Annotated in this window: 27 protein-coding genes and 3 tRNA genes; 13 read left to right on the forward strand and 17 right to left on the reverse strand. The window is 44.1% G+C overall.

Annotation, left to right across the window (positions count from 1 at the left end; translation table 11 throughout):
• The first annotated feature begins 114 nt into the window (after positions 1 to 114).
• The 5 genes from ACP7AK_RS05740 to ACP7AK_RS05760 all read left to right on the forward strand — a co-directional run bounded on the left by ACP7AK_RS05740 (position 115) and on the right by ACP7AK_RS05760 (position 4,538).
• Positions 115 to 726 carry a DUF1285 domain-containing protein gene (locus tag ACP7AK_RS05740; protein WP_004278560.1) on the forward strand — a complete coding sequence of 204 codons (612 nt, stop codon included), beginning with the start codon at positions 115 to 117 and terminating at the stop codon, positions 724 to 726.
• A 48-nt stretch (positions 727 to 774) separates the two neighbouring features.
• Complete coding sequence (murI, locus tag ACP7AK_RS05745; RefSeq protein ID WP_004729363.1) at positions 775 to 1,647, forward strand: glutamate racemase; 873 nt, start codon at positions 775 to 777, stop codon at positions 1,645 to 1,647.
• A 116-nt stretch (positions 1,648 to 1,763) separates the two neighbouring features.
• Positions 1,764 to 2,792: a DUF4062 domain-containing protein gene (locus tag ACP7AK_RS05750; protein WP_005267549.1), complete on the forward strand. Its 1,029-nt coding sequence runs from the start codon at positions 1,764 to 1,766 to the stop codon at positions 2,790 to 2,792.
• A 65-nt stretch (positions 2,793 to 2,857) separates the two neighbouring features.
• Positions 2,858 to 3,871 carry a ferrochelatase gene (gene hemH, locus ACP7AK_RS05755; protein ID WP_278357564.1) on the forward strand — a complete coding sequence of 338 codons (1,014 nt, stop codon included), beginning with the start codon at positions 2,858 to 2,860 and terminating at the stop codon, positions 3,869 to 3,871.
• A 22-nt stretch (positions 3,872 to 3,893) separates the two neighbouring features.
• The gene (locus ACP7AK_RS05760) at positions 3,894 to 4,538 is read left to right on the forward strand and encodes an MBL fold metallo-hydrolase (protein WP_425879022.1); all 645 of its coding nucleotides are present in this window, start codon (positions 3,894 to 3,896) and stop codon (positions 4,536 to 4,538) included.
• Between the two features lie 40 nt (positions 4,539 to 4,578).
• On the opposite strand, the gene ACP7AK_RS05765 is transcribed toward ACP7AK_RS05760, so the two are convergent.
• Positions 4,579 to 4,761: a hypothetical protein gene (locus ACP7AK_RS05765; RefSeq protein ID WP_086044179.1), complete on the reverse strand. Its 183-nt coding sequence runs from the start codon at positions 4,759 to 4,761 to the stop codon at positions 4,579 to 4,581.
• A 175-nt stretch (positions 4,762 to 4,936) separates the two neighbouring features.
• Positions 4,937 to 5,110, reverse strand: coding sequence for a DNA gyrase inhibitor YacG (locus ACP7AK_RS05770; RefSeq protein ID WP_005245864.1), 174 nt, complete (start codon positions 5,108 to 5,110; stop codon positions 4,937 to 4,939).
• Positions 5,111 to 5,194: 84 nt separating this feature from the next.
• Here ACP7AK_RS05770 and ACP7AK_RS05775 point away from each other — a divergent pair, with 84 nt between their 5' ends.
• Positions 5,195 to 5,839: an SAM-dependent methyltransferase gene (locus ACP7AK_RS05775; protein ID WP_425879272.1), complete on the forward strand. Its 645-nt coding sequence runs from the start codon at positions 5,195 to 5,197 to the stop codon at positions 5,837 to 5,839.
• Positions 5,840 to 5,843: 4 nt separating this feature from the next.
• A complete protein-coding gene (locus ACP7AK_RS05780; protein ID WP_425879024.1) occupies positions 5,844 to 7,043 on the forward strand; it encodes a TIGR03862 family flavoprotein in 1,200 nt (399 codons plus the stop codon).
• Between the two features lie 151 nt (positions 7,044 to 7,194).
• Here ACP7AK_RS05780 and ACP7AK_RS05785 read toward each other — a convergent pair whose 3' ends face one another.
• Together ACP7AK_RS05785 and ACP7AK_RS05790 are read right to left on the reverse strand one after the other, a co-directional pair.
• Positions 7,195 to 7,782 carry a hypothetical protein gene (locus tag ACP7AK_RS05785; RefSeq protein WP_004647351.1) on the reverse strand — a complete coding sequence of 196 codons (588 nt, stop codon included), beginning with the start codon at positions 7,780 to 7,782 and terminating at the stop codon, positions 7,195 to 7,197.
• Positions 7,783 to 7,797: 15 nt separating this feature from the next.
• Positions 7,798 to 8,574 carry a class I SAM-dependent methyltransferase gene (locus ACP7AK_RS05790; protein WP_425879026.1) on the reverse strand — a complete coding sequence of 259 codons (777 nt, stop codon included), beginning with the start codon at positions 8,572 to 8,574 and terminating at the stop codon, positions 7,798 to 7,800.
• A gap of 113 nt (positions 8,575 to 8,687) precedes the next feature.
• On the opposite strand from ACP7AK_RS05790, the gene ACP7AK_RS05795 reads away from it, so the two are divergent.
• The 3 genes from ACP7AK_RS05795 to ACP7AK_RS05805 all read left to right on the forward strand — a co-directional run bounded on the left by ACP7AK_RS05795 (position 8,688) and on the right by ACP7AK_RS05805 (position 11,307).
• Positions 8,688 to 9,959 (forward strand): hypothetical protein, encoded by a 1,272-nt coding sequence (locus tag ACP7AK_RS05795; RefSeq protein WP_425879028.1) that lies wholly within the window; start codon positions 8,688 to 8,690, stop codon positions 9,957 to 9,959.
• A gap of 125 nt (positions 9,960 to 10,084) precedes the next feature.
• Entirely contained in the window at positions 10,085 to 10,264 is a 180-nt protein-coding gene (locus ACP7AK_RS05800) for a hypothetical protein (protein WP_004729374.1), read from the forward strand.
• A gap of 89 nt (positions 10,265 to 10,353) precedes the next feature.
• On the forward strand, positions 10,354 to 11,307 hold the full coding sequence (locus ACP7AK_RS05805; RefSeq protein ID WP_425879030.1) for a 2-hydroxyacid dehydrogenase: 954 nt from the start codon (positions 10,354 to 10,356) through the stop codon (positions 11,305 to 11,307).
• Between the two features lie 70 nt (positions 11,308 to 11,377).
• Here the strand turns inward: ACP7AK_RS05805 and ACP7AK_RS05810 are convergent, their stop codons facing one another.
• The 5 genes from ACP7AK_RS05810 to glyQ all read right to left on the reverse strand — a co-directional run bounded on the left by ACP7AK_RS05810 (position 11,378) and on the right by glyQ (position 16,610).
• Entirely contained in the window at positions 11,378 to 11,848 is a 471-nt protein-coding gene (locus tag ACP7AK_RS05810; protein WP_425879032.1) for a hypothetical protein, read from the reverse strand.
• 229 nt (positions 11,849 to 12,077) lie between these two features.
• Positions 12,078 to 12,467, reverse strand: a complete 390-nt coding sequence (locus ACP7AK_RS05815) for a hypothetical protein (RefSeq protein WP_004278545.1) — start codon at positions 12,465 to 12,467, stop codon at positions 12,078 to 12,080.
• Between the two features lie 72 nt (positions 12,468 to 12,539).
• Positions 12,540 to 13,490 carry a COG2958 family protein gene (locus ACP7AK_RS05820; RefSeq protein ID WP_005250534.1) on the reverse strand — a complete coding sequence of 317 codons (951 nt, stop codon included), beginning with the start codon at positions 13,488 to 13,490 and terminating at the stop codon, positions 12,540 to 12,542.
• A gap of 67 nt (positions 13,491 to 13,557) precedes the next feature.
• Positions 13,558 to 15,627: a glycine--tRNA ligase subunit beta gene (glyS, locus tag ACP7AK_RS05825; protein ID WP_425879035.1), complete on the reverse strand. Its 2,070-nt coding sequence runs from the start codon at positions 15,625 to 15,627 to the stop codon at positions 13,558 to 13,560.
• Positions 15,627 to 16,610, reverse strand: coding sequence for a glycine--tRNA ligase subunit alpha (gene glyQ / locus ACP7AK_RS05830; RefSeq protein ID WP_005102966.1), 984 nt, complete (start codon positions 16,608 to 16,610; stop codon positions 15,627 to 15,629). The genes glyS and glyQ overlap by 1 nt, the downstream gene beginning before the upstream one ends.
• Positions 16,611 to 16,922: 312 nt before the next feature.
• Here glyQ and ACP7AK_RS05835 point away from each other — a divergent pair, with 312 nt between their 5' ends.
• Both ACP7AK_RS05835 and ACP7AK_RS05840 read left to right on the forward strand, forming a co-directional pair.
• The gene (locus ACP7AK_RS05835) at positions 16,923 to 17,720 is read left to right on the forward strand and encodes a transglutaminase-like domain-containing protein (protein WP_425879037.1); all 798 of its coding nucleotides are present in this window, start codon (positions 16,923 to 16,925) and stop codon (positions 17,718 to 17,720) included.
• A 253-nt stretch (positions 17,721 to 17,973) separates the two neighbouring features.
• Complete coding sequence (locus tag ACP7AK_RS05840; RefSeq protein ID WP_044111804.1) at positions 17,974 to 19,083, forward strand: HPP family protein; 1,110 nt, start codon at positions 17,974 to 17,976, stop codon at positions 19,081 to 19,083.
• 37 nt (positions 19,084 to 19,120) lie between these two features.
• Here the strand turns inward: ACP7AK_RS05840 and ACP7AK_RS05845 are convergent, their stop codons facing one another.
• The 4 genes from ACP7AK_RS05845 to ACP7AK_RS05860 all read right to left on the reverse strand — a co-directional run bounded on the left by ACP7AK_RS05845 (position 19,121) and on the right by ACP7AK_RS05860 (position 22,509).
• Positions 19,121 to 19,501: a hypothetical protein gene (locus ACP7AK_RS05845; RefSeq protein ID WP_425879040.1), complete on the reverse strand. Its 381-nt coding sequence runs from the start codon at positions 19,499 to 19,501 to the stop codon at positions 19,121 to 19,123.
• Positions 19,502 to 19,722: 221 nt separating this feature from the next.
• Positions 19,723 to 21,135 (reverse strand): SLC13 family permease, encoded by a 1,413-nt coding sequence (locus ACP7AK_RS05850; RefSeq protein WP_425879042.1) that lies wholly within the window; start codon positions 21,133 to 21,135, stop codon positions 19,723 to 19,725.
• 82 nt (positions 21,136 to 21,217) lie between these two features.
• On the reverse strand, positions 21,218 to 22,003 hold the full coding sequence (locus ACP7AK_RS05855; RefSeq protein ID WP_219308259.1) for a sulfite exporter TauE/SafE family protein: 786 nt from the start codon (positions 22,001 to 22,003) through the stop codon (positions 21,218 to 21,220).
• 230 nt (positions 22,004 to 22,233) lie between these two features.
• Positions 22,234 to 22,509, reverse strand: a complete 276-nt coding sequence (locus ACP7AK_RS05860) for a PspC domain-containing protein (protein WP_004278536.1) — start codon at positions 22,507 to 22,509, stop codon at positions 22,234 to 22,236.
• 244 nt (positions 22,510 to 22,753) lie between these two features.
• Between ACP7AK_RS05860 and ACP7AK_RS05865 the strand changes: the two genes are divergently transcribed.
• Entirely contained in the window at positions 22,754 to 23,443 is a 690-nt protein-coding gene (locus ACP7AK_RS05865) for a hypothetical protein (protein ID WP_314107582.1), read from the forward strand.
• A 182-nt stretch (positions 23,444 to 23,625) separates the two neighbouring features.
• Here ACP7AK_RS05865 and ACP7AK_RS05870 read toward each other — a convergent pair.
• The 4 genes from ACP7AK_RS05870 to ACP7AK_RS05885 all read right to left on the reverse strand — a co-directional run bounded on the left by ACP7AK_RS05870 (position 23,626) and on the right by ACP7AK_RS05885 (position 25,985).
• Positions 23,626 to 23,701, reverse strand: a tRNA-Lys gene (locus tag ACP7AK_RS05870).
• 75 nt (positions 23,702 to 23,776) lie between these two features.
• Positions 23,777 to 23,852: transfer RNA gene (locus tag ACP7AK_RS05875), tRNA-Lys, on the reverse strand.
• 20 nt (positions 23,853 to 23,872) lie between these two features.
• A tRNA-Lys gene (locus ACP7AK_RS05880) sits at positions 23,873 to 23,948 on the reverse strand.
• Positions 23,949 to 24,143: 195 nt separating this feature from the next.
• Positions 24,144 to 25,985: a long-chain-acyl-CoA synthetase gene (locus tag ACP7AK_RS05885; RefSeq protein ID WP_425879045.1), complete on the reverse strand. Its 1,842-nt coding sequence runs from the start codon at positions 25,983 to 25,985 to the stop codon at positions 24,144 to 24,146.
• Positions 25,986 to 25,994: the final 9 nt, after the last annotated feature.

Genomic DNA, 25,994 nt, shown 5'->3' on the forward strand with positions numbered 1-25,994 from the left:
TTCCTAGACACAAAAATGCTGGTGTCTTTGATAATCTGGGCTAGTATAGTTTTAAAGCCGGTTTTAGCCAATTGGCTGAAACATATTATTTTTCCGTCATTAAGGTCTTCTTTTATGGATAAGCCAGTACCCAGCACAAATCCGACGAAAAAAGTAACTTATCCCGATGATAAAAATTTAATGGATATCGCACAATACTTAAAAGATGCACAGGGCAGTCACAAAAGGTCAATACCCCCTTTGGAGCAATGGCAGCCAAAGCATTGTGGCACAATGGATCTCAAGGTTTTAGCCAACGGCGAATGGTGGCACGAAGGTCAATTGATCAAGCGTCAGCCGATGATTGACCTGTTTGCAACGGTGCTCTGGAAAGAAAACGATAAATTCTATCTAAAAACACCAGTAGAAATGATTGAAATCGAAGTTGAAGATGAACCTTTATTTGTCAATCAGGTCGATCAGGTTGAGATCAATGGAGTGACTTATCTGCAACTGGGCACAACCACGCAAGACCTGATTATTGTCGATGCTGAACATCCAATCTTTATGCGTGAATACAAAGGTGAGTTGCGGCCTTATGTGCATGTGCGTTTTGGGATTAATGCCCTGATTCAGCGTGCGGCATTTTTACATCTGGTCGAGATGGGAGAGCTTGATGAAAATCCGGCAGGCGAAACCGTTTTAAGTTTGAAAAGTGGTGATTTAGACTTGCATTTGAGCACCTGAGGTTTAAGCTTGATCGCTAGAAATTTCAAACAAGCTACCTGCAACGTTATGAGCGCTATTCAACCAATTTCCCAGTTATTAGACCCGATGCCCAATGCCACGGCAGATGCGCCTATTGGCATTTTTGACTCAGGCGTAGGCGGCTTGTCAGTCGCCCTGGAAATTGCCCGCCATTTGCCTAATGAACGCTTTGTCTATTATGCGGATACTGCGCATGTGCCTTATGGCCCGAGAGATGATCAGGAAATTCGTGCCTTGACGGCTCAGGCGATTGAATGGCTTTATCGTCAAGGTTGTAAAGTTGCGGTGGTGGCGTGCAATACCGCTTCCGCTTTTAGTCTGGATTATTTGCGTGACTATTATGGTGAAAACTTTCCGATTATCGGTTTAGTACCCGCACTTAAACCGGCCGTCCTGAATACCCAGTCGAAAACTGTGGCGGTATTGGCCACGCCTGCAACCTTCCGCGGCCAGCTGATTAAAGATGTCATTTCCCGTTTTGCCGAACCGGCTCAAGTCAAAGTCCTGCCTGTGACCAGTCTGGATCTGGTGCCTTTTGTTGAGGCTGGAGAGCAGATGAGTGCAGCCTGTTTGCAGACATTAAAAGAGATTTTACAACCAGTTGTAGATCAGGGCGCTGATTATTTAGTATTAGGATGTACACATTACCCCTTCCTAAAATCGTCAATTCAGTATATTTTTGGTCAAAAGCTGACATTAATTGACTCAGGATTCGCGGTTGCAAGACAAACGGCCCGAATTTTAATTAAAAATGGGTTATTATTTGAGCATGAGTCTAAAGAAAGCGTGAAAATTGAATTGGTGGTGAGTGGGCAGAATGCTGAACAGCTCCGACCGATTTTGCAGCACCTGATTCCGGCCGATTTAAAATGGCAGGTCAGTAATATGAGTGCAGTTTAAAACTCATTTTTATAATTTAAAAAGAAAGATATTTTGATTCTGGGGTGGCCATATTGGGTAAAGAAGCATGTGATGATGCATTTTTTACGCAAATGTACAGGAGAAGAGGATAGCCCATGCTGGATAAACGGTACCAAGTGTTCATCTCAACCTCGGGGGCAGAAATGCAACCGGAGCGTATCATTCTGTCTCAAACACTGGTAGGAATGGGGTTTTTCTCGTGGGGACTGGAACAGCGTACACCGCTGAATACTGCATTTGCACGCCGCCAGATTGATGACTGTGATTATGTCGTGATTCTGCTGGGAAGCCAGTATGGGGAGCAGTCGGTATCGGGTGTCGGCTATATGCATCTCGAATATATTTATGCAGTGACCAAGCAAAAACCGATTATTGTGTTTATGCATGATGATCCGGCATCACGTGAAAGTGCATTGCATGATGCCAAACCGGAATTACAGGAAAAATTCAAGGAATTCCGTCAACTGTTACAGCAGGAAGTGGATCAGGTTTTTACTTACCGCAGCCTGCGCGATCTGGAAATGGCAGTGCGTTTTAACATGCCACAAATGCTGGAGCGCTATCCGGTGACCGGCTGGGTGCGTCCGCAAAACACCCAGGCGCTGCATGACGAGATTGATCAGCTGAAAGCTAAAGTGGCGCAACTGGAACGCGATGGCGGAACTGCAGAAGTCGATCCATTCCTGAGCCTGCCCAAAGTGGCGATGCATGAAATTTTTTCTTTTGAATACCGGATGCATGCTTATCAGGATGGTAATTTTAAAGAAATCAAAGTCCATAAAAAACTGACTTGGGCACAATTGTTGGCGTTATTGGGTTCAACTTTTGTCAATCCGACCCCTGAAGAGTTTTTCTCGAAGCGCATGAATGAATATCTGAATGAAACCGGTCTGCAGGATGCACGGGTGCAGATGCCGCGTGCGCATGCTGTCGCGCGTGCCCAGATGAATATTCGTGCCTTGCATAGTTTAAAAATTCAAATGCGCCAGAATGACTGGATTGTGCCATCCGGTCGTGATGACCGACAGCGCATGCTGTGGCAGATCACGCCAAAAGCGCAAAAGTTGCTGGACAGCAGCTTGCTGGATTTAGATCGCACTTTTCAATATAAGTCAGCGTATTAATCCATAGAGAGAATAAATAAAAAGCTGTTAAAGTACAGGGGTTGATATCCTGACGGACGAACTGAATGTATTCTCCTGCTAAAGCGAAAGTGACGATTATATTGGCAAACTTGGGCACACCAGATGAGCCTACGATTCCAGCGGTACGCCGTTTCCTCAAGCAGTTTTTATCTGATCAGCGTGTGATTGAAATTCCCAAACCGATCTGGCAAATCATTCTGCGCTTATTCATTTTGCCTTTCCGTCCAAAGCGGGTATCACAGGCCTATGCGCAAGTATGGGGACAGGATTCGCCGATGCGTGAAATTCTGTTTGAGCAGGTCGCAGCAGTCAAGACGCATCTCACCCAGCTTTATCCGCAGTTTGAACTGAATGTGGTACCTGCAATGACCTACGGCAATCCGAATATTCAGGATGTCTTGGCACAGGTCTCAGCGCAGCCACAGGAACACGTGATTCTATTTCCCTTGTTTCCACAATATTCTGCCACTTCGACCGCACCTCTATACGATGCAGTGGCGAAATGGGTGGTGAAACAGCGTAATTTACCCGGTTTGACAGTGATCCGGGATTATTATCAACATCCTTTATTTATCCAGTCGTTGGCTCAAAGTGTACGTGATTATCAGGCAATTCATGGTCAACCAGAGAAATTGTTAATGTCTTTCCACGGCATTCCACAGCCCTATGCTGATAAAGGCGATCCTTATGCCGACCGTTGCCGCATCACGGGTAAATTGGTGGCGGAAGCACTAGGTTTAAATGAAGATCAATATGCGATCAGCTTTCAGTCGCGGTTTGGCAAACAGGAGTGGATCAAGCCCTATACCGATGTTTTGCTCGAAGATTGGGCCAAGCAAGGGGTGAAATCAATTCAGGTGATGAGTCCGGCATTTTCCGCGGACTGTCTGGAAACGCTTGAAGAGCTGGCAATCGAAAATGCCGAGACATTTAAAGCACTCGGCGGTGAAAGCTATCGCTATATTCCTGCTTTAAATAGCCGTGAAGATCATTTGCGATTGCTCAATAGTCTGCTTCAGGCTAATCTGGATGCATTGACACAGACACTTGCCCATTAACTTGCCCGAGGTTTTTCAATCCATGTTACAAGTCAAAATTGTTCCAGTTACTGCATTTCAGCAAAACTGTTCCATCGTTTGGGATATGGATACTAAAGAAGCCATTTTGATTGATGCAGGGGGCGAACCTGAAAAACTGAAAGCTGAAGTTGAAGCGCTGGGTTTAACGGTTAAAGCCTTGTGGCTCACTCATGGTCATCTGGATCATGCGGGTGCGGTGGGTGCATTAAAAAAGGCTTGGAATGTCCCAGTAATCGGACCACATAAGGAAGATGCATTCTGGCTCGACATGATTCAGGAAGTTTCTGCACGTTATGGCTTTCCGATTCCGGAAAAAGTCGAAGTGACCCAATGGCTGGAAGGTGGTGAAGTGCTCAAACTCGGCAATGAAGAGTTCGAAGTGCGTTTTGCTCCAGGCCATACGCCGGGTCATGTGATGTTCTATAACAAAAATTATGACTTGTTATGGACAGGTGATGTCTTGTTCAAAGGCTCAATCGGGCGGACTGATTTCCCGCGTGGTAACCATCAACAGCTCTTAGATTCAATTCAGCGAGAATGTTTCAGCCTGCCAGATGAAACCCAATTCATTTCAGGACATGGTCCGATCAGCACCATTGGTTTTGAAAAGCAGCATAATCCTTTTGTTGCAGGTAAAGCGGGTTAAAAGCGTAAATAAAAGACCAATACCATTTGGTCTTTTATTTTTATTCTGAAAAGGGATTATTACGAAGTTGACGCGTTTGCATGTGTATGAGCCAAGCGGCAAAAGCAAAAAGCACACCCAATACAATAAATAAACTATCTTGTTGGAAAATGCCGACTCCCAAAGAAAGAAGTGCGAGTAGACCAACCCCAATTAATATGATTTTTAAAATAATATAACCCATATTATTGCTCTAAAAATAATGTGAAAATTTAGAATAGAACAATAATGCTAAAGCTTTATGAATGATGTTAATTCGTGTTACTTTATCTAAGTAATTTTATAAAATTCATATGATTTATTTACTTAATTTCGACAAGATTCTGCTTTCAGACAGAATTTTCGACAAGGAAGACATTTTATTCTTCGCTGTTGTCGGCTTGTGGTGCATCTTGGGTAGGCAAACTATATTCCTCATTGGCCCAAGCCCCCAGATCAATCATCTTGCAACGTTCTGAACAAAAAGGACGGTAATCATTATCTTCCCAAGTGGTCAGCTTGCCACAGCGTGGACAGTTTAAAGTGGTAGGCATGGGACGACTCCAAAGAAAAATAAAGGTTCGATTAGGCAAATATAGCCGCACTTGTTAGACTTATGCGGTTTTTATTAGTTTGATCTGATTATGCCGATTCGTCAATTTCAAGCACAGCGTATGCATGCGCCCCGTGATTTTCAAAGCATCAGTCCTGAACCGGTCTGCGTCGAAGTGGGAGCGGGTAAAGGTAAACATGCCTTGTTATTCAGCAAGAACAATCCCGACACTCAACTGATTGCGATTGAACGTACCCGGGAAAAATTTCTGGCGATGCAAAAACAGCATGCTGTTGAAGGTCAAACCAATTTACAGACCGTTCATGCCGATGCTTTACCGTGGATCGTGCATGCACTGTATCCGGAGCAGGTAGAACAATTCTTTATTTTATATCCAAATCCTGAGCCGCATAATCCGGCGCAGCGCTGGGTCAATATGCCATTTTTTGAGTTCCTGCTTTCCCGCCTGAAAATCGGTGGAACGATTACGCTGGCCAGTAATATTCCTACTTATATCGAAGAAGCAGAAACACAGGTGCGAGAGCTCTGGAAGCTGCCTTTTGTCAAAGAAGTGATTGCTGCAGATTCGGCGCGTACCCATTTTGAAATTAAATATCTGGAACGTGGCGAATTATGCCAGCAACTGATCATCAGCAAGCCTGAAAGTTATGTAACGCGCTTTGATGATTTCCAGCCTTTACAAGGGCAGAATGCCACCGTCGCGGAATAAGCAGATGAGCAAACGCATTGCTATTGTGGGCGCAGGCCCCGCAGGCTTAATGGCGGCAGAAGTGCTCAGTCAGTTTGGTTATGAGCTGCATGTCTATGAGCAAAAACCGTCTGCTGCGCGTAAATTCCTGATGGCAGGCAAGACCGGTCTGAATATTTCCCATGCTGAGCCTGTGTCACAGTTTGTACAACGTTATGATCAGGTGGAGTGGTTGTCTCCCTGGATCAAACGCTGGGATGCACTCTGGATTCAAGACTGGATGAAGCAGCTCGGCATTGAGCCTTATATCGGTTCATCCGGCCGGGTATTTCCCACAGAGATGAAAGCCGCGCCCTTGCTGCGTGCCTGGCTCAAGCGTTTGGCCAGTGATGGCATCCAGTTTCATTACCGGCATAAAGTCAGCCAGTTGCAGCAGCAACAGCTCGAACTGCATGATCTGAAAAATAATGAATACCGCATTGAAGATTTTGATGCCATTATTCTGGCTTGTGGCGCAGTGTCTTGGTCAGCGTTGGGTAGTGATGGGGCATGGCAAGCCTGGCTGAAACCGGATGAAATTGAGCCATTTCAGGCCAGTAATGCTGGAGTGGAATATCCTTGGTCTCAGTTTATGCAGCCAGTCTTTGGTCAACCTTTAAAGCGTGTCGAGGCATGGGTTGGGCAAGGTGAAAAAACCATTGGCGATATCGTGATCAGTCATTATGGTCTGGAAAGTGGTCTGATCTATAAGCAGGGTCGTGGCTTACGCGAGCAACTAAAACAGGGGCAGCCTATGCAGCTGCATCTGGACCTATTCCCAAATCAAAGCATCGAACAGCTTGCACAAAAATTACAGCCAAGTAAGAAGCAGTCTTTAAGTAATGTCTGGCGTAAAGCCGGAGTGGACGGTGCCAAGGCAGCTCTAGTACGGGAGCTGGTGGCCAAAGCAGTATGGCAAGATTCTGCTGAATTAGCCAAACAGATTAAAGATTTGATTCTTCCACTCAGCGGCTTTCGCTCAATTGATGAGGCGATTAGCTGTGCCGGTGGTGTCAAGCGTGAAGTGTTGTCGAAACAGCTACAACTTAAATCCAATCCGCATGTATTTTTGTGCGGAGAAATGCTGGACTGGGATGCACCGACTGGTGGTTATCTGCTGACCGCCTGCTTCGCCACAGGTCGCGCGGCAGGTGAGGGTGTGCATCAGTTTCTGACAGCACATTAACTCATTTTATGGACAGGACGAACTGACACTTATACTGAAATACAGACTCAACAGATCTGGCCTTGTTGATCCATGCTGTTTTAAAGCTGCCAGTTCAGCCTAGATTATTTTTGTATTTTATCTAAACTGTGTGCCAAACTAGCATCCTAGACTATTCCTTCACTTGCCGGGAAGCTGGTTCTTTCTTGGCGAGATCCGGATATTGCGAACGCCAGCGTTCCAGTTGTTCTTGGGCGTGTAGATATTTCCCTAGACCTTTGACATTCTCACTGGCTTCATTCACGGGTGTAGCTTGAGTCTTGGGAGTATTGAGTAATTTGTCCTGATGTTCCCAGTATTGATACATTAAGCCCTGAATATAACGGCCCTGTTCGGTTTTCAGTTCTAAAGCCTTCAACATATTCAATGCTGACTGGACATGATCACGCTGACGTTGCTGGACAAATTCTTCTGTCATATTTTCATCATCGCGCATGCTGTTTAATTCTTTTTCCAAGTCGCTGCTCATTTCCTGAAAGCGCTGTTCATAATCCGTCAATGCAGCAATATCATGCGGATCATCAGCAGTTTTAGGGAAGTCTTTCAGTGGCTCGGTTTTCAGTTCCTGCATGACTTGATCTGAAGCCGTATTATCTGTTGTCGCTTCAGTCGGAGTTTCGGTCGTTTTCTGGTCACATGCCATCAGCAGCATGGCCGCAGCGAACAACAGCGTTCGTGTCATTCCTGGTATTTTATGCATGATCGCCTCCTGTTTTTAATTACTTTTCTTGAACACATAGATATGGGTGACATAAGGAAAATCGATCATTTCCTCTGCGCTTTTGGCTGTATATTGCTGGATGATCTGTTCAAATTGTTGTTTTAACTGTGCCTGCTGCTGTTCAGGCATGGCTGCAATAAAACTAGTCGAGAGCAGCCGCTTGGATACCACCTGCTCGACACTGCCATGCTGTTGCTGGGTCATTGTGGTTTCTGCATAGGGCTGAAATAGCGTTTGCTGTGCAAAGACCTCGCGCCAGGCACCGCTATGATAGCGCGGCGTATCGCCTTCCAATGGGGCAATACAATCGGCCAAGGCCTGAACCCAGTCCACCCGAGTATCGCGCTGATTCCAAATTAACACCAGATAACCCTGCGGTTTGAGTACCCGATCTAATTCTTGTAAGGTAGCAGAATCGGCAAACCAGTGAAATGACTGTGCACAAAATACCGCATTCAGGCTATGATCAGGCAGGGGAAGTTGATGGCTAACGCCTTCAAGAGCATGAATGTCCGGATGCGCCTGTTGTAATTGAGCCAGCATTTCCGGGACAGGATCAATCGCGATAATGTGCTTACTGAGCGGGCGTAAATAGGGGATAAACTTGCCGGTGCCGCTGCCCAAATCCAAAAGATGCGCATCTGCAGGCAAAGCCAGCGTTTCACTCAGCCACTGGCTGATTTCTGCCGGATAATCGGGACGCACTTGCTGATAGAGCTCAGCCGACGCACTAAAACCCCGTTTTGCTGCAGGATGTAATGATTGTGTCATATTTTGCGCTTTTTAATCTTTTTGATCGATATAAAATAGCATATTCACTTTTTTGACAGCGTTCATTGACTGAATTGTTGTGGAAGGGTTCGATTTACCAGCATGGGAAAGTTATGGACAAGCAGATTGTTTTTGAAGATGAACATATACGCGCGATTTTTATGCCGGGATCTTCTTCAGAACTGATTTTTTCATTTGGCGATTTGATTACCCGTGCCAAGGGCCTCAACATCAATGCAGAAAAGTCACTGGCGAAATTCGAGCTTAATGTGCTTGGTATTATGCCCAAGCATAAATCCTGGTTTCCGCAAGGTTCCATGTGGAACATGTTGCAAGCCATCGCAGATCTGATTGCGCCGTTTCAGCAGCGTATTGCGTATGGCGGTTCGATGGGTGGCTATGCTGCGATCAAGTATTCCCGTGCCTTGGGCGTACAACGGGTGGTGGCGATGGTGCCGCAATACTCGATCGATCCGGAAGATGTACATGATGCCCGTTATAACATGTTCTATCAGCCAGAGCTGAATACAAATATGCGGGTTGCAGCCGAAGATATCGACAACGCCTGCGAATATATTATTGTCTATGATCCCTACTGTGCCGAAGATCGTGCCCATTATCTGAAATTAGAGACACTAATCCCACATCATCATGTGCTGCATCTACCTTTTACCGGACATGATGCGATTGCAGTTTTGGCCAGTTCAGAATTGCTTTATGATTTTTTGGTACATGAATATGATCCAAGCTATTTCTATCAGAAAATGCGCAGGGTCAAGAAAAACAGCAAGTTCTATTATCGCAAGGTGATTGAAAATGTCTTGCCACGACACCGCATGGCCTTGGGACACATTCTGAAAAATAACGATCTGCAACTGGATAACCAGTTTTTTGATGCCAGCCAGAAACAGGTGATTTTGCGGGAATTGTTACGCAATAAGCAGGTCGATCAGCATGACCTGCTCAAACTGGGCATTCATGTGAATTTGCCGCAGGAAAATCGTCAGCTGTTATTGGACCACTATGGACATGGTCTGGTATTTAATGTCATCAGCCATAAAATCGAAAGTTATGCAGAAGGTGCAATTGCCCTGAACCATAAATTTCTGATTCCGATTTATGCCAAAGGTAATGGTTTATTGAGTATTAATCTGAATGATGAACGTTATTTGGTGGTGATGAATGACCGGCATATCATGAAACTGATCAAGGAACAGGATGAGCTTAGTCTGGGCATGCACCCGATTTTAATGAAGCGTTATAGCGATTTTTATATGTTTAGCTATAAGCAGCTGAATCTGAGTACCAATGAGTATGGTGCTGCTGCTTTTATCGACGATAGTGACAAAAATACGCAGTTTGTGACGCACAGTGAGATAAGTTAACTAAAAATTTTTATAAAAAACAATTACTTGACTTGTGATGAGCTTGGCATAATATAGAGATAAGCGGTATAAATAATAAACCAATTATATCGTTCCCGATGGTTGAAACGAAGAAGGGGATCTCTATGATGCAAGTATGTTTTATCTTCGGTTTGGTTCTACCTAATCTGGCGCATGCAGAAACTGTGCATCCTGCAGTGATCATGGTCAGTGCGTCCATCATCTTTATGATTATTCTGTCTGTGTATGTGGTGTATCGAATTCGCAAGTCACTACGTAATCATATGGATAAACCGTTGGATTAATTGCATCAGGCTGGAAACAGGTTGAAAAGCCTCAATGACTTGTTTTAAATGACAGACATAAATTGTCAAACAGGATTGAGGGAACAGCCATGAAAGCCGTTTATTTAGACTATGCTTCTTTAGACCAGCAGGATTTGGACTTTCAGGCACTGCATGCAGTATTTGATTCACTAGTTTTGTATCCGGCGACCTCGGCTGCCGAGATTGCATCCCGTGTAGCTGATGTCGATGTCATCATTACGAATAAGGTGATGATCGATGCAGCTACGATTCAGCAATGCCCTCAACTCAAACTCATTTTAATCTCTGCAACCGGCACCAATAATGTCGACCTTGAGGCGGCCAAAGCGCAAGGGATCGTCGTGTGTAACTGTCAGGCTTATGGCACTTCGGCAGTCGCGCAGCATACCATCATGTTGATGCTCAATCTGGCGACTTCATTCCTGTCTTATCAACGTGCATTAGAACAAGGCGAATGGCAAAAAGCCAGTCAGTTCTGTTTGCTGGATGCGCCAATTGTCGAGCTGGCCGGAAAAACATTGGGCATTGTGGGTTATGGCGAACTGGGCCATGCGGTGGCGAAACTGGCCGAAGCCTTTGGCATGAAAGTGCTTATTGCCGCGCTGCCAAATCGTCCGGCGGATGCATCCCGTATCCCATTTACCGAGCTGCTTCCTCAAGTCGATTTTTTAACTTTGCATTGTCCACTCACTGAAGATACCCACCATTTAATCAGTCATGCTGAACTGGATGCAATGAAAAGCAGTGCATTTTTAATTAACTGTGCGCGTGGTGGAATTGTTGATGAAGCGGCATTGGTTGAGGCTCTGCGTGCAGGCAAGATTGCCGGTGCAGCGACGGATGTACTCACGGTAGAGCCACCGAAACAGGGCAATGTACTACTTGATTCAACGATTCCCAACCTGATTGTGACACCGCATAATGCGTGGGGCAGTGTTGATGCACGACAACGGATTGTGGATCAAATGGTGGAAAATGTAGCAGCATTTAAACAAGGTCAGCCGATCCGACAGGTCAATTGATAGATCGCGTCGATACAAGATAATAGTTTTATTCGCTAAAAATAAAAAAGCCCATCACGGGCTTTTCTTATCAATCGGTTACCGCATAACTGGTGGCTGATCCAGACTGGGGTTGAGGCTGTGGTGTATTTGGGTTTTGCGTCGCATTTGACTGGCTTAAAGGCTGCTGCACGATAGGTGCCTGCTGTGAATTGCCACGCCAGACTTCTTTAGTCTGCTGGATTTTCTGACCAGTTTGCTGGGCTGCCTGAGTTGCTCCCTGATCTACCTTTTGCAGTGTATCCGAGGTTGCAGATTTGGTATTGCTCCAGGCCCGGTCTACCCCTGGCTTGATTTTGGCAATGCCTTTTTCCGTTGCTTCACCGACTTTCTCGGCGGTATTAATCACGCCTTCCTGTGCTTTATAAGCAAAGACATGCAGCAGGTTCGGATTTTCACCATAAGGCTTAACCGGTTTAGCAGACTGAGTCGTGGTTTGTGCGAATGCTGGAACAGAAAGCATTAAAGCTGTCGTTAAAATAATTGGGGTTTTGATATTCATTATGGATCGACCTCGAATTCGTCTAAGTGCGGTCTGAGTTTGTTTTTCAGTGTAACGGATAATGGGCCAAAAACAATGAATATCCTGTGAAGAGTGCAGAGCTTTCAGGTGGATCTGTGCCGAAATATTGTAATTTTTAAAGAAAGGGCAGTAGAAATTAGCCCAAGTGTCGAATTGATTTTTAGCAAAATAAAAGCCCTGTTCTTAGACTAGAAACAAGGCGATTTTTTTAGTCACATTGTGTCAGGGCATCTTTGGCGAAATGTTCGCGTAAGCTGACAAAGTTCTTTTGTACGCCTGCATCGTGCAGGTCAAATTTTTGTGCAGTGCTAGTACCGTCGCGCTGGAAAGTCGCTGAGCCGGCATCGATTAGAGTCATGCCTTTAAATGACCATTGTTCAATGACACGGTTATTGCCAATATCGCCGGTGAATTCAATCACGCATTTGTCGAGAAATTTGGTCAGTTTTGCCTTGTTGTTGGTGGTAGCTGGAACAACTTCGAGGTTTTGGACTTCCTGTAAGACGCCAACCTGAAGCTGTGGGATTTTTGGTGCAGATGTACAAGCTGTAACTGCGATACTCGCAAGACCAGTCAGAATGAGTGTTTTAAATTTCATATGATTCTTTCTTGTTGAGTGTTGTTAGGTTGAGTATAGGGAATCGGTTAGAAAATGACTATAGCTCAATGATTAACGATTCCAATCCTGCGTACGAATACGACCAGTTTGATAATAAATTGAGACTAATTCAATAAAATTTTTAAAGTCGGAATTTTCATTTAAAATTCGATTTATTGATTGCCAATCCACTTCTGGTCTCCGGCGAGCAGGAAGCAAAATTTCGCTTTCAGTAGGATTTTCAGGAATTAAAATTATTACACCAATACCATGGAGGGCTGAGAGCATACGAAGTTCTTCTTCAACTTCATTGGTAGAAATTGAGGTCGCAACTAAATATCCTTCATTTGCCCAACTAGAATTACTTACTGCTTGGAAAAAACTACTTCTAATATTTGAGTTATTTAGTTCTTTTTTTACCTCGAATGACCAAAGTCGAACATTTTGTCCAGAACTATGCTTTACACAAGTTTTAACTAGATCATTCCATTTATTATCTAATGCTTGCATTGCCACAATATCTGGATGTAGCCATTGATTACCATTTTGTCCTCTAGTATTTGATGATCTTTTTTCATCAATTCTTAATGTAAGCAAATTGAGTTCTTGGGATAGGTATTCTATCAATACAGGATATAAGTCATATTCTGAAAATATTTTTTCTTGAATCGATGGGGGATTATTGTCTTCTGCATCAATAATTAATGAATTATGGAAGTCAATTCCTTTTACTGGTGAAAGATTTGAAGTTGGTTCATACCAATATTGGCGTGGACTTGGTTTTTCTTGATATTTTACACAAGGATTATTTTGAATTAAGTCTGGGAAAATACTATATAACTCTCGAATAACTTGTTGTTTAAAAGCACTTTCATTGTTTTCAAATTTAATATTATTTCTTTTCTCAATATAGTCTTGAGGATATGTAGCAATTAATTTATCAGCAATAAATCTAGCTGTAAATTTTTGGTTAGGATTAGATTTTAAAAATTCTAATGCTTTTTGTGCTTGTGATAATTTCATATTATTGAGAAAAATAAAAAACCCCACTATTTCTAGCAGGGTTTTAATTTTATTTCAAATGTCTGACTTAGTGCTGTAATACCGAAATATCAGCCACTTTCGTAAACAAGCCTCGAAGCTGCGCAAGCATACGTAAACGGTTTGCTTTCAGGTCAGCATCATCAGCCATCACCATGACGCCGTCAAAGAACGCATCCACTGGCGCACGAAGTGCAGCAAGTGCAGACAACGCAGCAGTATAGTCTTTAGCAGCAAATAACGGCTCAACTTGAGGCGCAATTTTAGCAAGTTCAGCGAACAATGCTTTTTCAGCATCTTCAACCAAGTTTACTTCAACTACAGCACCTTCAGGAGCAGTTTCTTTTGCCAGAATGTTGGCAACACGCTTGTTCGCAGCAGCAAGAGCAGCCGCTTCAGGTAATGCACGGAAGTGATTAACCGCATTTACACGCTTGTCAAAATCAAGCGGTGATTTTGGCGATAACGCCTGAACAGCTTGAATCACATCAACAGCCACGCCTTGGTCTTCGTATTTCGCACGGTAACGACCTTCAAGGAATGCAACAGCATCCGCCAAAGTCTTGTCGTGATCTTTCAATACATCGCCATAAGCAGCAAGTGCAAGTTTGATCAAATCTTCAATTGAAACATCAAGCTCGTTTTCAGTCACAAGACGCAAAATACCAATTGCAGAACGACGTAGTGCAAATGGGTCTTTAGAACCTGTAGGCGCTTGACCAATACCGAAAATACCTGTGAGCGTATCTAAACGATCCGCAAGAGCAATGGTTGTACCAGTTTTGGTTTTCGGTAAAACGTCACCTGCGAATTTAGGTAAGTATTGCTCACCTAAAGACTCAGCCACTTCCGCATTTTCACCTTCAAGACGTGCGTAGTAAGTACCTGCAATACCTTGAAGTTCAGGGAATTCACCCACAAGCTCAGAAGTTAAGTCACATTTTGCAAGAAGCGCCGCTTTTTCAGCATCTTCCGCTTTTGCACCTGTAATAGGCGCAAGTGCTACAGCCAATTTCGCAATACGTTCAGACTTGTTCCAAAGCGTACCCAATTCAGCTTGGAATACCATGTTTGCAAGTTTCTCTTTACGAGATGCAAGCGGTTGCTTTTGATCTTGTAAGAAGAAGAATTCAGCATCTGACAAACGTGGACGAACCACTTTCTCGTTACCTTCAATAATTTGTGTCGGGTCTTTCGACTCGATGTTTGACACAGTAATGAAGTAAGGTTGAAGTTTATTGTCAGCGTTCACTAAGCAGAAGTACTTCTGGTTGTCCTGCATCGTGGTGATCAATGCTTCTTGAGGAACAGCAAGGAAGCGTTCTTCGAAGCTTGCACGAAGCGCAACAGGCCATTCAACGAGTGCAGTCACTTCGTCACGAAGATCCGCAGGGACAATTGCAATGGCATTCACTTCATCAGCAAGTGCTTTGACTTGTTGATCGATGATGGCTTGACGCTTTTCAAAAGACGCTACAACGTAAGCCGCTTTTAACTTCGCTAAGTATTCGTCTGCATGCGCTAAAGTGATTGCTTCAGGTGCATGGAAACGGTGGCCATAAGTCACGTTACCTGCTTTGTGGTCTTGAATTGTTGCATCAACCACATCGTTGTCTTTCAACAACACAACCCATTTCACAGGACGTACGAATTCAGTACGGCTTGCCGCAGAACGCATACGTTTTGCGATTGGAAGATTATCCAATGCATTTTGTAAAATTTGTGGCAATAAAACGTCAAGGCTTTGACCTTTGACATCTTTTAAATAGCATACTTTTTCAACTTTACCTGCTTGGAAAGTTGATACTTGATCAACCGTGATGCCTTGACCACGCATAAAGCCTTCAAGTGCTTTCGTCGGGTTGCCTTCAGCATCAAAGGCTGCCTGTTTGGCAGGGCCGTCAAAACGTTTTTGTGTGTCTGCTTGTGCAGCATCAACATTGACAATTTTAAGTGCAAGACGACGTGGTGCTGCATAGGCTTCGATTGAATCAAAAGCAAGACCAGCATCTTTTAAGCCTTTTACGGTTTCTGCATGTAAGGCATCACGTAATTTTTTCAGGCTTTTTGGTGGAAGTTCTTCACAACCCAATTCGAACAAAACGGTATGTTTAGACATTATTTGCTCTCCTTGTTTGCTTCTTTCGCTTCTGCTTCAACTTGTGCTTTTAACTGTGCCAACACTTCATCACGTAATGCAGGTTCAGCCATTGGGAAACCAAGTTCCGCACGTGCAGCCACATAGCTTTGTGCAATTGAACGGGCTAAGGTACGTACACGTAAAATATAACGTTGACGTTCAGTCACAGAAATCGCGCCACGCGCATCCAATAAGTTGAAGCTGTGTGATGCTTTCACGACTTGCTCATATGCAGGCAGTGGAAGTTTCGCTTCAATTAAGCGCGTTGCCTCAGCTTCGTAGAAATCGAACAATTCAAACATTTTTTCAACGTTGGCATATTCGAAGTTATAGGTCGATTGTTCCACTTCATTTTGATGGAACACATCACCATACGTTACCGTACCGAACTGACCTTTGGTCCAAACCAAATCATAAACAGAGTCTACACCTTGCAAGTACATTGCAAGACGTTCAAGACCGTAAGTGATTTCGCCAGTCACAGGGTAGCACTCAACACCACCGACTTGCTGGAAGTACGTGAACTGCGTTACTTCCATACCGTTTAACCAAACTTCCCAACCTAAGCCCCAAGCACCCAGTGTTGGAGATTCCCAGTTGTCTTCTACGAAACGAATATCGTGAACTAAAGGATCAATACCGATCGCTTTTAATGAATCGAGATAAAGCTGCTGGATATTGTCCGGGTTTGGCTTAAGCACCACCTGGAATTGATAATAATGTTGCAAACGGTTCGGGTTTTCACCATAACGACCATCTTTCGGACGACGTGACGGTTGAACATAAGCGGCATTCCAGGTTTCAGGACCCAGCGCACGAAGGAAAGTCGCAGTGTGGAATGTCCCTGCACCCATTTCCATATCATAAGGTTGCAAAATGACGCAGCCTTGCTCCGCCCAGTAAGTTTGTAAGGCAAGAATTAAGCCTTGGAAGGTATCAATATGCGATATGGCGCGACTCATGGTCATCCACTTAAAATTAGAGAAAAATTGTGCTCAATTATAAGGACTTTGCAGGGGAGTGGCAAAGGGTTAATGTACGGATACTTTTTTGAAAAAAATAAAACAGGCTTAAAGGATACGCGGCATTTAGAAGCTTACTGCGATTTTAGCTGTACTGGCCGATACAGGCTGATCTGAAAATCAGGAATAAATCAGATGTATGGCATGCTGTTAAGCGGAGAATCATAAAGTTCAACGGATCTCATACGATTGCGACTCTAAAATTAGTTTAATATTCACGCAATATAATAATGCTTAAAAATAAGGAACTTCATGACCACTTACCAAATTCAATGCCATTTAAAATACAAGGTCGTGCAACCGACAGAATTTATTTTTATGCTTCAGGCGGCACATCATTCCGATCAGAATATTCTCGAAGAAAAACTCAGCTTTAATCTGCCCGTAGCATGGCATGAATTTCAGGATGCTCAGCATCAAAACCGTCATGTTCGGCTACAGGTTGAACCCTGTGACGCTTTTGAGCTGAATTATACGGCGACAGTGGTTCGTCAACCGAGTCTCTCTCTTGAGCTTCAGCAAGGTCTGAAAGAAGTAGCCATTCCTGAGCTGCCCGATGAAGTCTTGCCTTATTTGCTGGCCAGCCGTTATTGCAATTCAGATTTATTACTGGAAATGGCGAAACGCTCATTTGGCTGGATGACACCGGGCTATACGCGGGTCAAGGCGATTGAACAGTGGATTTATAACAATATTTTTTATGTGTCTGGTAGTTCCGACCAATTTACCACTGCCACAGATGTACTGGTGCATCGTGCAGGCGTATGTCGTGACTTTGCCCATTTAGGCATTGCCCTATGCCGTGCCTTGGGAATTCCGGCACGCATGGTGGTCGGTTATGTGGAAATTGAAAAGTTTTTACCCGATTTTCATGCCATTTTTGAAGCCTATTTAGACGGTGGCTGGGTGCAGTTTGATCCGACCCGTTTGGCTCCAGTCGAAAATCTCATTCGGATCGGCACTGGAATCGATGCCGGAGATGTGGCATTTTCAACCTATTATGGTGAGGTCGAGCTGTTAAAAATCCAGCCATTGATTCAACCTGAATGAATGATAGGCCGTAATAAAAGTGATCTAAGAGATATCTAAGTGAAATGGCTTAAAAGGATTTTTTCCATTCCAGAGGTGGGCGGAGATAGCGCAGCCCTTATAAAAAAATCTGGTTGAGTATTTTAAGCTAAGCGAAATATTGTTTTAAAAAGCCTGCGTTCGCGAATGATGAAAAGATGTAAAACACAGATGCCTTTCATCTGGCTTGGTTCTATAATGCCCAAAATCTATAAACAATAAGATCAGGCGCATTGTGTTTCACTCCCATCTCGACTGGCTCAATACCTTAAAACCGAATTTCAAAGTCCTTCCACTCAAAGACCGTTTGCTCTGCGGAGCTGGAGCACTATTGGGTTTGGTAGTTTCGTCCTTGTTGAGCTTATGGATTTTGGGGGATTTTGAAGCCTGGTATATTGCCCCGATGGGCGCATCCTCGGTATTGCTGTTTGCGGTGCCTGCCAGTCCTTTGGCACAGCCCTGGAATATTCTGGTCGGGAATACCATTGCTGCCGTGATTGGCGTGAGCTGTGCCTTGTTAATTGCCAGTCCGACCGAAGCCTTTAGTGTAGCTGTGGCCTTGGCGATCGTCCTGATGATGACCACGGATTCCCTGCATCCACCGAGTGGCGCCGTAGCGATTACCGCAGTGCTGGGTGGCCAGCCGGTGCATGAACTCGGTTATGCCTTTGTATTTTATCCGGTACTACTCAATTCAATTTTACTGATGGTAATTGCCATTGTCTTTAACCGGATGATTGGCAAGGATTATCCGCAGCAAGCCCAATTAAATACTCGTTCCAAGGATCCGACGCCGACCCAGAAAGTCACCATTCAACCGCAGGATATTCAGGAAGTGCTGGATCAGCGCACCGAGCTGCTGGATATCAGTGAATATGACCTGCAAAAAATCATTCTGGAGGCACAAAACCGCGCCAATGCGCGTGCGGTGCATGAATTTAGCTGCCAGGATATTATGACGAAGGATGTGGCAACCCTGCATGAAAATGATGATATCCAGCACGCACTGGACAAGTTTAAACAGATGAACCTGATGAGCCTGCCCGTCGTTAATGCCGATGAACAACTAGTCGGTACACTGGCAATGTATCAGGTGGTGGAATGGTTCAAGCGCGCGGCTGATGTCCGTAGCAGCTGGGAGCATCAGGTCAAACATATCATGACCCGTAAGGTAATTACGGTGCAGCCTTTACAACCCATTCAGGATCTGGTGCCGTATTTTGTCGAGCGTTCGTTCAACTATATTCCGGTGGTGAGCGAGCAGCAATTGGTGGGAATTATCAGTCGGGCAGATATGATTGCCGCACTGAATCAGGAGCTGAATCATTTTAAAATGAAAGTTTAAAACCGAATTAAAACGGAATTTAACAGAGCATGTGTGATCAACTCTGGTCAGCTTGCCGGCTGAGAAAACTGTAAAATAGTGCCATCGGCAGGGAAAAACACAGCAGAAACAAAAAATGGGAACTAAAATTTTCACTTGAAGGATGCGAGATATAGGCCAGAATCAGGGTTCCCAGTACGCAGCTCATTAAAATCGTGATGATATTAAACAGTTGATAATGGCGTAGCAGCAGGTGAGTCACCAATAGGAAAGGGAAGATCATCATCCAGTAAGTCAGGCAGACAAAAAAGCTAATAAAAAGCGCTGAAAACAGGCTCTTGAAAATGGAGAAAATCCCATAGCTGGCTTCATGAAATAGCGCATAAGGGAATAAAATTACAGCTATGATCAGAGGTGCAAGCGCGAGGTTAAATGTCATTTTCCAAGGGGAATTCTGGATCGGTTGAGAGATTAAGTGAAATATCCTGTCCACTATCTATCTGCTACTTTTTGATGTTTTTAATATAAAGACTTTATCTTTATCATTGTTAAAAGCATATTATTTTTCGATGAGAGAAAGATTCAACATATAGGCGATTAATACGACAAAGCACACCGGAGTGTGCTTTGTGGATGGTGTGATGCTTAAAACTTTAATGATTAAATAAAGAACCAGTAAATAAACAGTGAAATAATAAAGATACACATGATATTCAGTACAAAACCGACTTTCATCATTTCGCTTTGCTGGATATGACCGGTTCCAAAAACAATCGCATTTGGCGGGGTAGCAACCGGCAGCATAAAGGCACATGAGGCACCAATACCAATGACAATCACCAGAATTTCTTTGGGCATGCCCATCTGATCCGCAATCGCGGCAAATACTGGTACCAGCAAGGCAGCTGAAGCGGTATTACTGGTAAATTCAGTCAGGAAGATAATAAAAGTAGCGACTACGAAAATAATCATCAGCGGGGAGGCATCACCAAAGGCATTGGCCAGAGTTTGACCCAGTACCAGCGAACTGCCTGAATCCTTCAGAATGGCACTCAAGGTCAGACCACCACCAAATAGGTACAAGACCCCCCAGTCGGTATTTTCTGCAATCTGTTTCCAGCTTGCGGTACCCAGAATCACCACCATACAGGCAGCCAAAATTGCAATCCAGGTATCCGGCTGGGAAATACCAAAAATTTCGGTGAATTTTTTACTGAAAATCCAGGCAATTGCAGTACAGAGAAAGAGGATCATGGTGGCTATACGGGTGCCGGTCCAGGGAATATCTTCGGTCGCAAATTGTATTTTATGATTCAGTTTTGGACGTAGTACCAGATATAAACTGACCAGCATGGCAGGAAGAATAATGAACATCATCGGCAAGCCGATTTTCATCCAGTCGGCAAAATCATAGCCGAGGGCCTTGGCGGCAATGGCATTCGGAGGGGAACCGACCATGGTGCCCAGTCCGCCAATACTGGCCGAATAGGCAATGCCGAGCAGGATAAAGACAAAAGTTTTACGATCCTTGCTGACATCCAGATGTGAAAGCAAGCCTAAGGCCAAAGGCAGCATCATGGCAGCAGTCGCCGTATTGGAAATCCACATGGACAGCAGCGCCGTCACCACAAAAATCGCCAGTACAGAAATGCCCAGATGCCCTCTGGACATGGAGATGATCCACATGGCAATTTTCCGGTCCAGTTTCTGGATATGCAACGCCGTTGCCAGCGCAAAACCACCAAAAAACAGGAAAATGACAGGATCGGCAAAAGTGGCCAAAGCGGCTTGCGTGGTAATCGGAACCAGTTCTTCACCAGAGGCCATTGGCATGGCCAGTAATACTGCCATCACAGGGACGAGTAAAGCTGTAATCGTGATATGAATGGCTTCAGTCAGCCATAAAATACCGATAAAGGCTAAAAGTGCCAGTCCTTTATTGGCATTCTGGTCATAGGGCAGGTAAAGATATAAGCCATAGGCTACAATGGCTGCGACAAAAATAAGAATCCAGCCTTTAAGCAGCCCTTTGGGCATGGCATTGGTCGGGGTAGCTAGGTTGGTCTGAGTCATATGCTCTCCTTGCAAGATTTTTATTTACATCATTTTTTATATTAGCTTTAAATTTGTAATTTTGTTTTGCTTAAAAAATATCCTATTTAAAGATACTATAACCAGATTGTTGCAATAATCCAGTACTTTGCCAGAAGGCATACAGGCCCAAGCCGAAAAGTAAAGCCAAGACAATCCATTTGAAGTGTTGCTGAGATAAACGATGGCGTATTTTGCCTCCAATCCAGACACCAGCAAGGGCGAATAAGCTGATCCCGATCAGAATATGCTGTTGATGGGTTTCCAGTGTGATCAGAATTGGAAAAAGTAAAACCAGCTGGATCAGTTTACCGGCAATGAAATTGAGATTACTGATAATGACAATAGCTGTTTTAGACAGCTGGCAACTCATCAGATACATCATTAAAAAAGGTGCCATAGCATTGGTCGCACCTCCAATAATGCCGGCCAGTAAACCAAAACAGAGCATACTGGAAATATGCGGACTAACTTGCAAAGGCCGTGCCCGTAATTGGTCCAAGACATAAAATATGATTACTAGACCTAATAACAGTTTTAAATAAGCCTCATTTAGCCAAAGTAACAGTTTGACCCCGAGTACACTGCCGATCAGGCTACTAAGCATTAGTGGCCAATAGCGTTTTATATAATAGCCAATGCTATTCAAGAGACTATGCGTAGGATCGGCATTCAGCATGATCAGATTCAGCAGCAGGCAGGGCAGAATGACAAGCGTAACCGCGATACTAAGCGGATATGCACTGGACAGAACAGCCGTACTCATCATGGGAAAGCCAAAGCCGCTTAAACCATGCAGCAGGGCTGCTAAGGCACAGAGCCACAGCATCATCCATTCTGCCTGAGTCATGTGAAATCCATTTCAAAAATTGGAATCTTGAACTTATCGTGAATTCAACTAAGAAAGAAAGTGAAAAGCTGTAATACAGCAAAGAAATAACAAAAAATATAGGCAAAAAAAGCCACGATAACTTGGGGAAATTACCGTGGCATCAAAATTTCATCCCATTTAACCGGGGTGAAAGAGGAAGCTCTGCGATGAAACTGGTTAAGAACGCTTGTTAAAAATGACTGTACAGCTTAATAGCGTTTATCCTGATTCACTGTACGCACAGGATTTTGATAGCCCTGAGGTTGATGAACGCTGTCATGATCAATTCTGTACTGTTTTTTCGGCATGATTAACCACAACACCAGATAAACCAAAATACCCGGGAATGCGGCACTCATGATTGAAATCACCACAAAAATCAGACGTAATAAATTTGCGTTCCAACCAAAACGTTCAGCAATACCACCCATCACACCTGCAATCATGTTTGAGCGGTTAGAGCGATATAAACCAACATTGGCCATTAAAATCTCCTGATTAAAAATAGGTTTGAATCCTAAAACTGGATCCATACTTAAAGAAATGGAGTTTACTTAAACTTTTTAAAGTGCTGATTACAAATAAAATCGTTAAGTAATGTTAATAAAGATTAAAACCAGATCTAAGAGCTACTAACATAGTGAAAATTCTATTGAACTCTTGTGTAAAGTTCATCAGCTTTGCTGTGTTCTTTTTGCTCGCCATGTTTCCTATTTAGGTTTGTTAAAAATGAAATTGGATGTATCACGTTGTACATTAAGCAGTTTTTTTAAATGTAGCCTGATGTTGGGGAGTGTGGTGATTTTGCAAGCCTGTGATCAGCAGCAAGTCAAACCTGAAGGGGAAAGTCAGGCGACCTCAGAAGAGGGCGTTAAAATTTCCACTGCCAATACGAAGGCCGATGTAGTGACTGTCAGCGCCAAATCCTTAACTCAGGTCGCAGGGCAGGCGACTGTTCCGGTAGAAGCTGATTTAAACCCAGTAACTGTACCAGAGGATGCTAAAGCATTTATTGGCCGCTATCATACTGAAATCGATTGTGATGGCCGCTTTGCGCCTTGTACTGAAGGTAAGGCAGAATTTATTTTGACTCTAATGCCGGACGGTACGGTGCATCGCAGTATTTTACAGTATGGGAAGGTATTTATTGATAATACCAAAAGCAGCACCGCTCACAATATCACCTACCGTAAAGACCGCTGGTTTATCAATCCTGAGCGTACCGATATAGTAGTGAATCGTAAAGAAGGGGCGAGCTTTTACTATAAGATTAAAGATTCAAATCACTTAGTCATGAATCTGGAAAAAATCTATAGTGAAAAGGAAAAAACCAACCGGGAATTATTTGATCGTGGCTATCCGGCACCTTCAAAAGCCTATGAACTGGTCAAAGACACATCCTTTCATATTCAAGAATAATGCCCGATAATAATCGGCTGATCTGGTCGAAAGCTTAATTCAAATACTATTTAGATTAGACAATAAAGGCAAGTTGCGGGAACGCGTGAACATAAAATCTGGATGCAGAAATACACGACCAAAACATCGCAATTTAATTAAAATATAATAAGGGAAATCAGAGAAACATTCTAAGGAAAGAATGGTGGGTCGTCCGCGATTCGAACGCGGGACCAACGGATTAAAAGTCCGCTGCTCTACCAGCTGAGCTAACGACCCCGAGGAATAAAAATGATGATGACCATTTTTATGACGCAAAAGTGTGGTGTACTTTTACGTGATTCTTTCGGAAGATGGTGGGTCGTCCGCGATTCGAACGCGGGACCAACGGATTAAAAGTCCGCTGCTCTACCAGCTGAGCTAACGACCCATCAAGGGATATCAAATAAGTGGTGGGTCGTCCGCGATTCGAACGCGGGACCAACGGATTAAAAGTCCGCTGCTCTACCAGCTGAGCTAACGACCCCGAACTATTATTCAAACTAGGTTTGAATATGCAGTGCAAGTCAAGCTAAATAGCTTAAAGCACCACTTTGTTTGATGGAGCGTATTGTAGCAAGATCTCATTTCAGCGCAAGCAAAAAATAACAAAGTTGCCCATGTTTGATTATAAATACAACAATTATGCTTTATCTAAACAAAAAATAGGCAACTTCAGTACTTAGAAGCGATATTGATAGGCTTGGATATTGGCAAAAATATCTGCGGTGAGCTCGGAATACGCCGTTGCACCTGGCAATAAGACCAGCAGGCGTTCATCGGTTTTACTCGGATCAAATGCTTGCTCTTTCAATTTATTTTTCTGGTATTTAAAGGTGCCTGTAGTTTCGACCTGCTGTTGTAAGCGTAAAAATACCGGTACCGCATAAGCCGGTAAGCATTTTTTAAAGCAAGCGGTCATAGCTGCCAAATCTGCATCATTTAATTCTAGATCAGGTTGCAGGGTAATCGCGGCCATACCGGCACGACCATTGGTATTGGGAATTTCTACGCCATACACCACTGCTTCAACGATTTTGTCATACTCGATCAGCATGTTTTCCACTTCAGTTGTAGAAACATTTTCCCCTTTCCAGCGGAAAGTATCACCCAGACGATCGACAAACTGCGCATGACGGAAGCCGATATTGCGCACCAGATCTCCGGTATTGAAGTAAGCATCACCTTGGGTAAATACATCCTGCATGATGACTGACTTGTTTTTTTCCGGATCGGTATAGCCATCAAAGGGTGAACGGCGGGTAATTTTACCAATTAATAAACCAGTTTCGCCTTTTTTCACCCGCTTGCAGCGTCCTTTGGCATCCCGTACCGGCTCATGTTTATCTTTATCAAAAGCAATAATCGCATACGGTGTGGGTGAGAAACCAACAGTATTGTCAAAATTGAAAATATTGCTAAAGCCGACATTGCCTTCACTGGAGGCATACAGTTCCAGTACTTCCTGAATGCCAAAACGGGATTTAAATTTATCCCAGATATTCGGGCGCATCCCGTTACCAATCATCTTGGTCACGCGGTGGCCTTTTTCCAGTTCAGATGGGGGAGCATCCATCAGATAGCGGCACAACTCACCGACATAACCAATCGCAGAGGCATCAAATTTTTGCACATCCTTCCAGAAAGAAGAGGTCGAAAATTTACGGCGAATAGCCAGGGTGCTGCTCCCTGCAATGACACCGCACCAGCACACCACCATGCCTGTGGCATGATAAAGCGGGAGGGTACAGTACATCACATCATCTTTATTGAGATTCAGCACATGCCCATAGGTGCCATAAGCCAGCGTCCAGCGACCATTGGTAAAGATCACCGCTTTAGGTAGACCCGTGGTGCCCGAGGTGTAAATATAGAACAGCCCGTCTTTGCCCTGTACCGAATGAGTAGTTGATGGATTGAATTTGGGAGCAAGATCGGTTTTTTCAGCCAGGTTGATAAAGCCTTCAGGCGCCTGACCCGGATCGGCTTGAGTGTTTTGATTTGCAAACCAGTGCAGGCGGTCACTGCTAATATTCAGGTCATTACAAATCTCGTTGACTGCATGACGACACTCTTCACCCACAATCAGGGCAATCGGTTTGACCAGATTGATACTGTGCGTCAGCACCTTGCCGACTTGAGAGGTATTGACCAGAGCGGTGGTCACACCCAGTTTAGCCAGACCAATCACGCTGGCAATCAGCTCAGGGCGGTTCTCGACCATGACAGCAACAACATCACCTTTCTTGGCGCCCAAGGATAGATAGAAATGGGCAATCTGGTTGGCCCAGGCATTGAGAGCAGCATAGCTATAGCTTTGCTCTTCAAAACGCAAGGCAATGCCTTCCGGGTTACGCTTGGTGGCTTTTTCAAAAGCCAGACCCAGCCCGGCCGGTGTGTTCGGAGTACGTAAATATGCCTGTCTTAGACCAGTGAGCAAATTGGGCACTTTGGTCAAGAAAGCCGGGATTTTGGCAGCGACATCTGCAATCCCAATCAGATCGTGTGGTTTCATTTGGGTCATGAGAATCCT

The organism is Acinetobacter sp. TWP2-2-3 (assembly GCF_049896445.1).
Taxonomy (GTDB): domain Bacteria; phylum Pseudomonadota; class Gammaproteobacteria; order Pseudomonadales; family Moraxellaceae; genus Acinetobacter.

Bases quoted from the DNA above. Each gene is read 5' to 3' on its own strand.
- ACP7AK_RS05740 (WP_004278560.1), top strand. From the start codon at position 115: ATGGATAAGCCAGTACCCAGCACAAATCCGACGAAAAAAGTAACTTAT.
- murI (WP_004729363.1), top strand. From the start codon at position 775: ATGAGCGCTATTCAACCAATTTCCCAGTTATTAGACCCGATGCCCAAT.
- ACP7AK_RS05750 (WP_005267549.1), top strand. From the start codon at position 1,764: ATGCTGGATAAACGGTACCAAGTGTTCATCTCAACCTCGGGGGCAGAA.
- hemH (WP_278357564.1), top strand. From the start codon at position 2,858: ATGTATTCTCCTGCTAAAGCGAAAGTGACGATTATATTGGCAAACTTG.
- ACP7AK_RS05760 (WP_425879022.1), top strand. From the start codon at position 3,894: ATGTTACAAGTCAAAATTGTTCCAGTTACTGCATTTCAGCAAAACTGT.
- ACP7AK_RS05765 (WP_086044179.1), bottom strand. From the start codon at position 4,761: ATGGGTTATATTATTTTAAAAATCATATTAATTGGGGTTGGTCTACTC.
- ACP7AK_RS05770 (WP_005245864.1), bottom strand. From the start codon at position 5,110: ATGCCTACCACTTTAAACTGTCCACGCTGTGGCAAGCTGACCACTTGG.
- ACP7AK_RS05780 (WP_425879024.1), top strand. From the start codon at position 5,844: ATGAGCAAACGCATTGCTATTGTGGGCGCAGGCCCCGCAGGCTTAATG.
- ACP7AK_RS05785 (WP_004647351.1), bottom strand. From the start codon at position 7,782: ATGCATAAAATACCAGGAATGACACGAACGCTGTTGTTCGCTGCGGCC.
- ACP7AK_RS05790 (WP_425879026.1), bottom strand. From the start codon at position 8,574: ATGACACAATCATTACATCCTGCAGCAAAACGGGGTTTTAGTGCGTCG.
- ACP7AK_RS05795 (WP_425879028.1), top strand. From the start codon at position 8,688: ATGGACAAGCAGATTGTTTTTGAAGATGAACATATACGCGCGATTTTT.
- ACP7AK_RS05800 (WP_004729374.1), top strand. From the start codon at position 10,085: ATGATGCAAGTATGTTTTATCTTCGGTTTGGTTCTACCTAATCTGGCG.
- ACP7AK_RS05805 (WP_425879030.1), top strand. From the start codon at position 10,354: ATGAAAGCCGTTTATTTAGACTATGCTTCTTTAGACCAGCAGGATTTG.
- ACP7AK_RS05810 (WP_425879032.1), bottom strand. From the start codon at position 11,848: ATGAATATCAAAACCCCAATTATTTTAACGACAGCTTTAATGCTTTCT.
- ACP7AK_RS05815 (WP_004278545.1), bottom strand. From the start codon at position 12,467: ATGAAATTTAAAACACTCATTCTGACTGGTCTTGCGAGTATCGCAGTT.
- ACP7AK_RS05820 (WP_005250534.1), bottom strand. From the start codon at position 13,490: ATGAAATTATCACAAGCACAAAAAGCATTAGAATTTTTAAAATCTAAT.
- glyS (WP_425879035.1), bottom strand. From the start codon at position 15,627: ATGTCTAAACATACCGTTTTGTTCGAATTGGGTTGTGAAGAACTTCCA.
- glyQ (WP_005102966.1), bottom strand. From the start codon at position 16,610: ATGAGTCGCGCCATATCGCATATTGATACCTTCCAAGGCTTAATTCTT.
- ACP7AK_RS05835 (WP_425879037.1), top strand. From the start codon at position 16,923: ATGACCACTTACCAAATTCAATGCCATTTAAAATACAAGGTCGTGCAA.
- ACP7AK_RS05845 (WP_425879040.1), bottom strand. From the start codon at position 19,501: ATGACATTTAACCTCGCGCTTGCACCTCTGATCATAGCTGTAATTTTA.
- ACP7AK_RS05850 (WP_425879042.1), bottom strand. From the start codon at position 21,135: ATGACTCAGACCAACCTAGCTACCCCGACCAATGCCATGCCCAAAGGG.
- ACP7AK_RS05855 (WP_219308259.1), bottom strand. From the start codon at position 22,003: ATGACTCAGGCAGAATGGATGATGCTGTGGCTCTGTGCCTTAGCAGCC.
- ACP7AK_RS05860 (WP_004278536.1), bottom strand. From the start codon at position 22,509: ATGGCCAATGTTGGTTTATATCGCTCTAACCGCTCAAACATGATTGCA.
- ACP7AK_RS05865 (WP_314107582.1), top strand. From the start codon at position 22,754: ATGAAATTGGATGTATCACGTTGTACATTAAGCAGTTTTTTTAAATGT.
- ACP7AK_RS05885 (WP_425879045.1), bottom strand. From the start codon at position 25,985: ATGACCCAAATGAAACCACACGATCTGATTGGGATTGCAGATGTCGCT.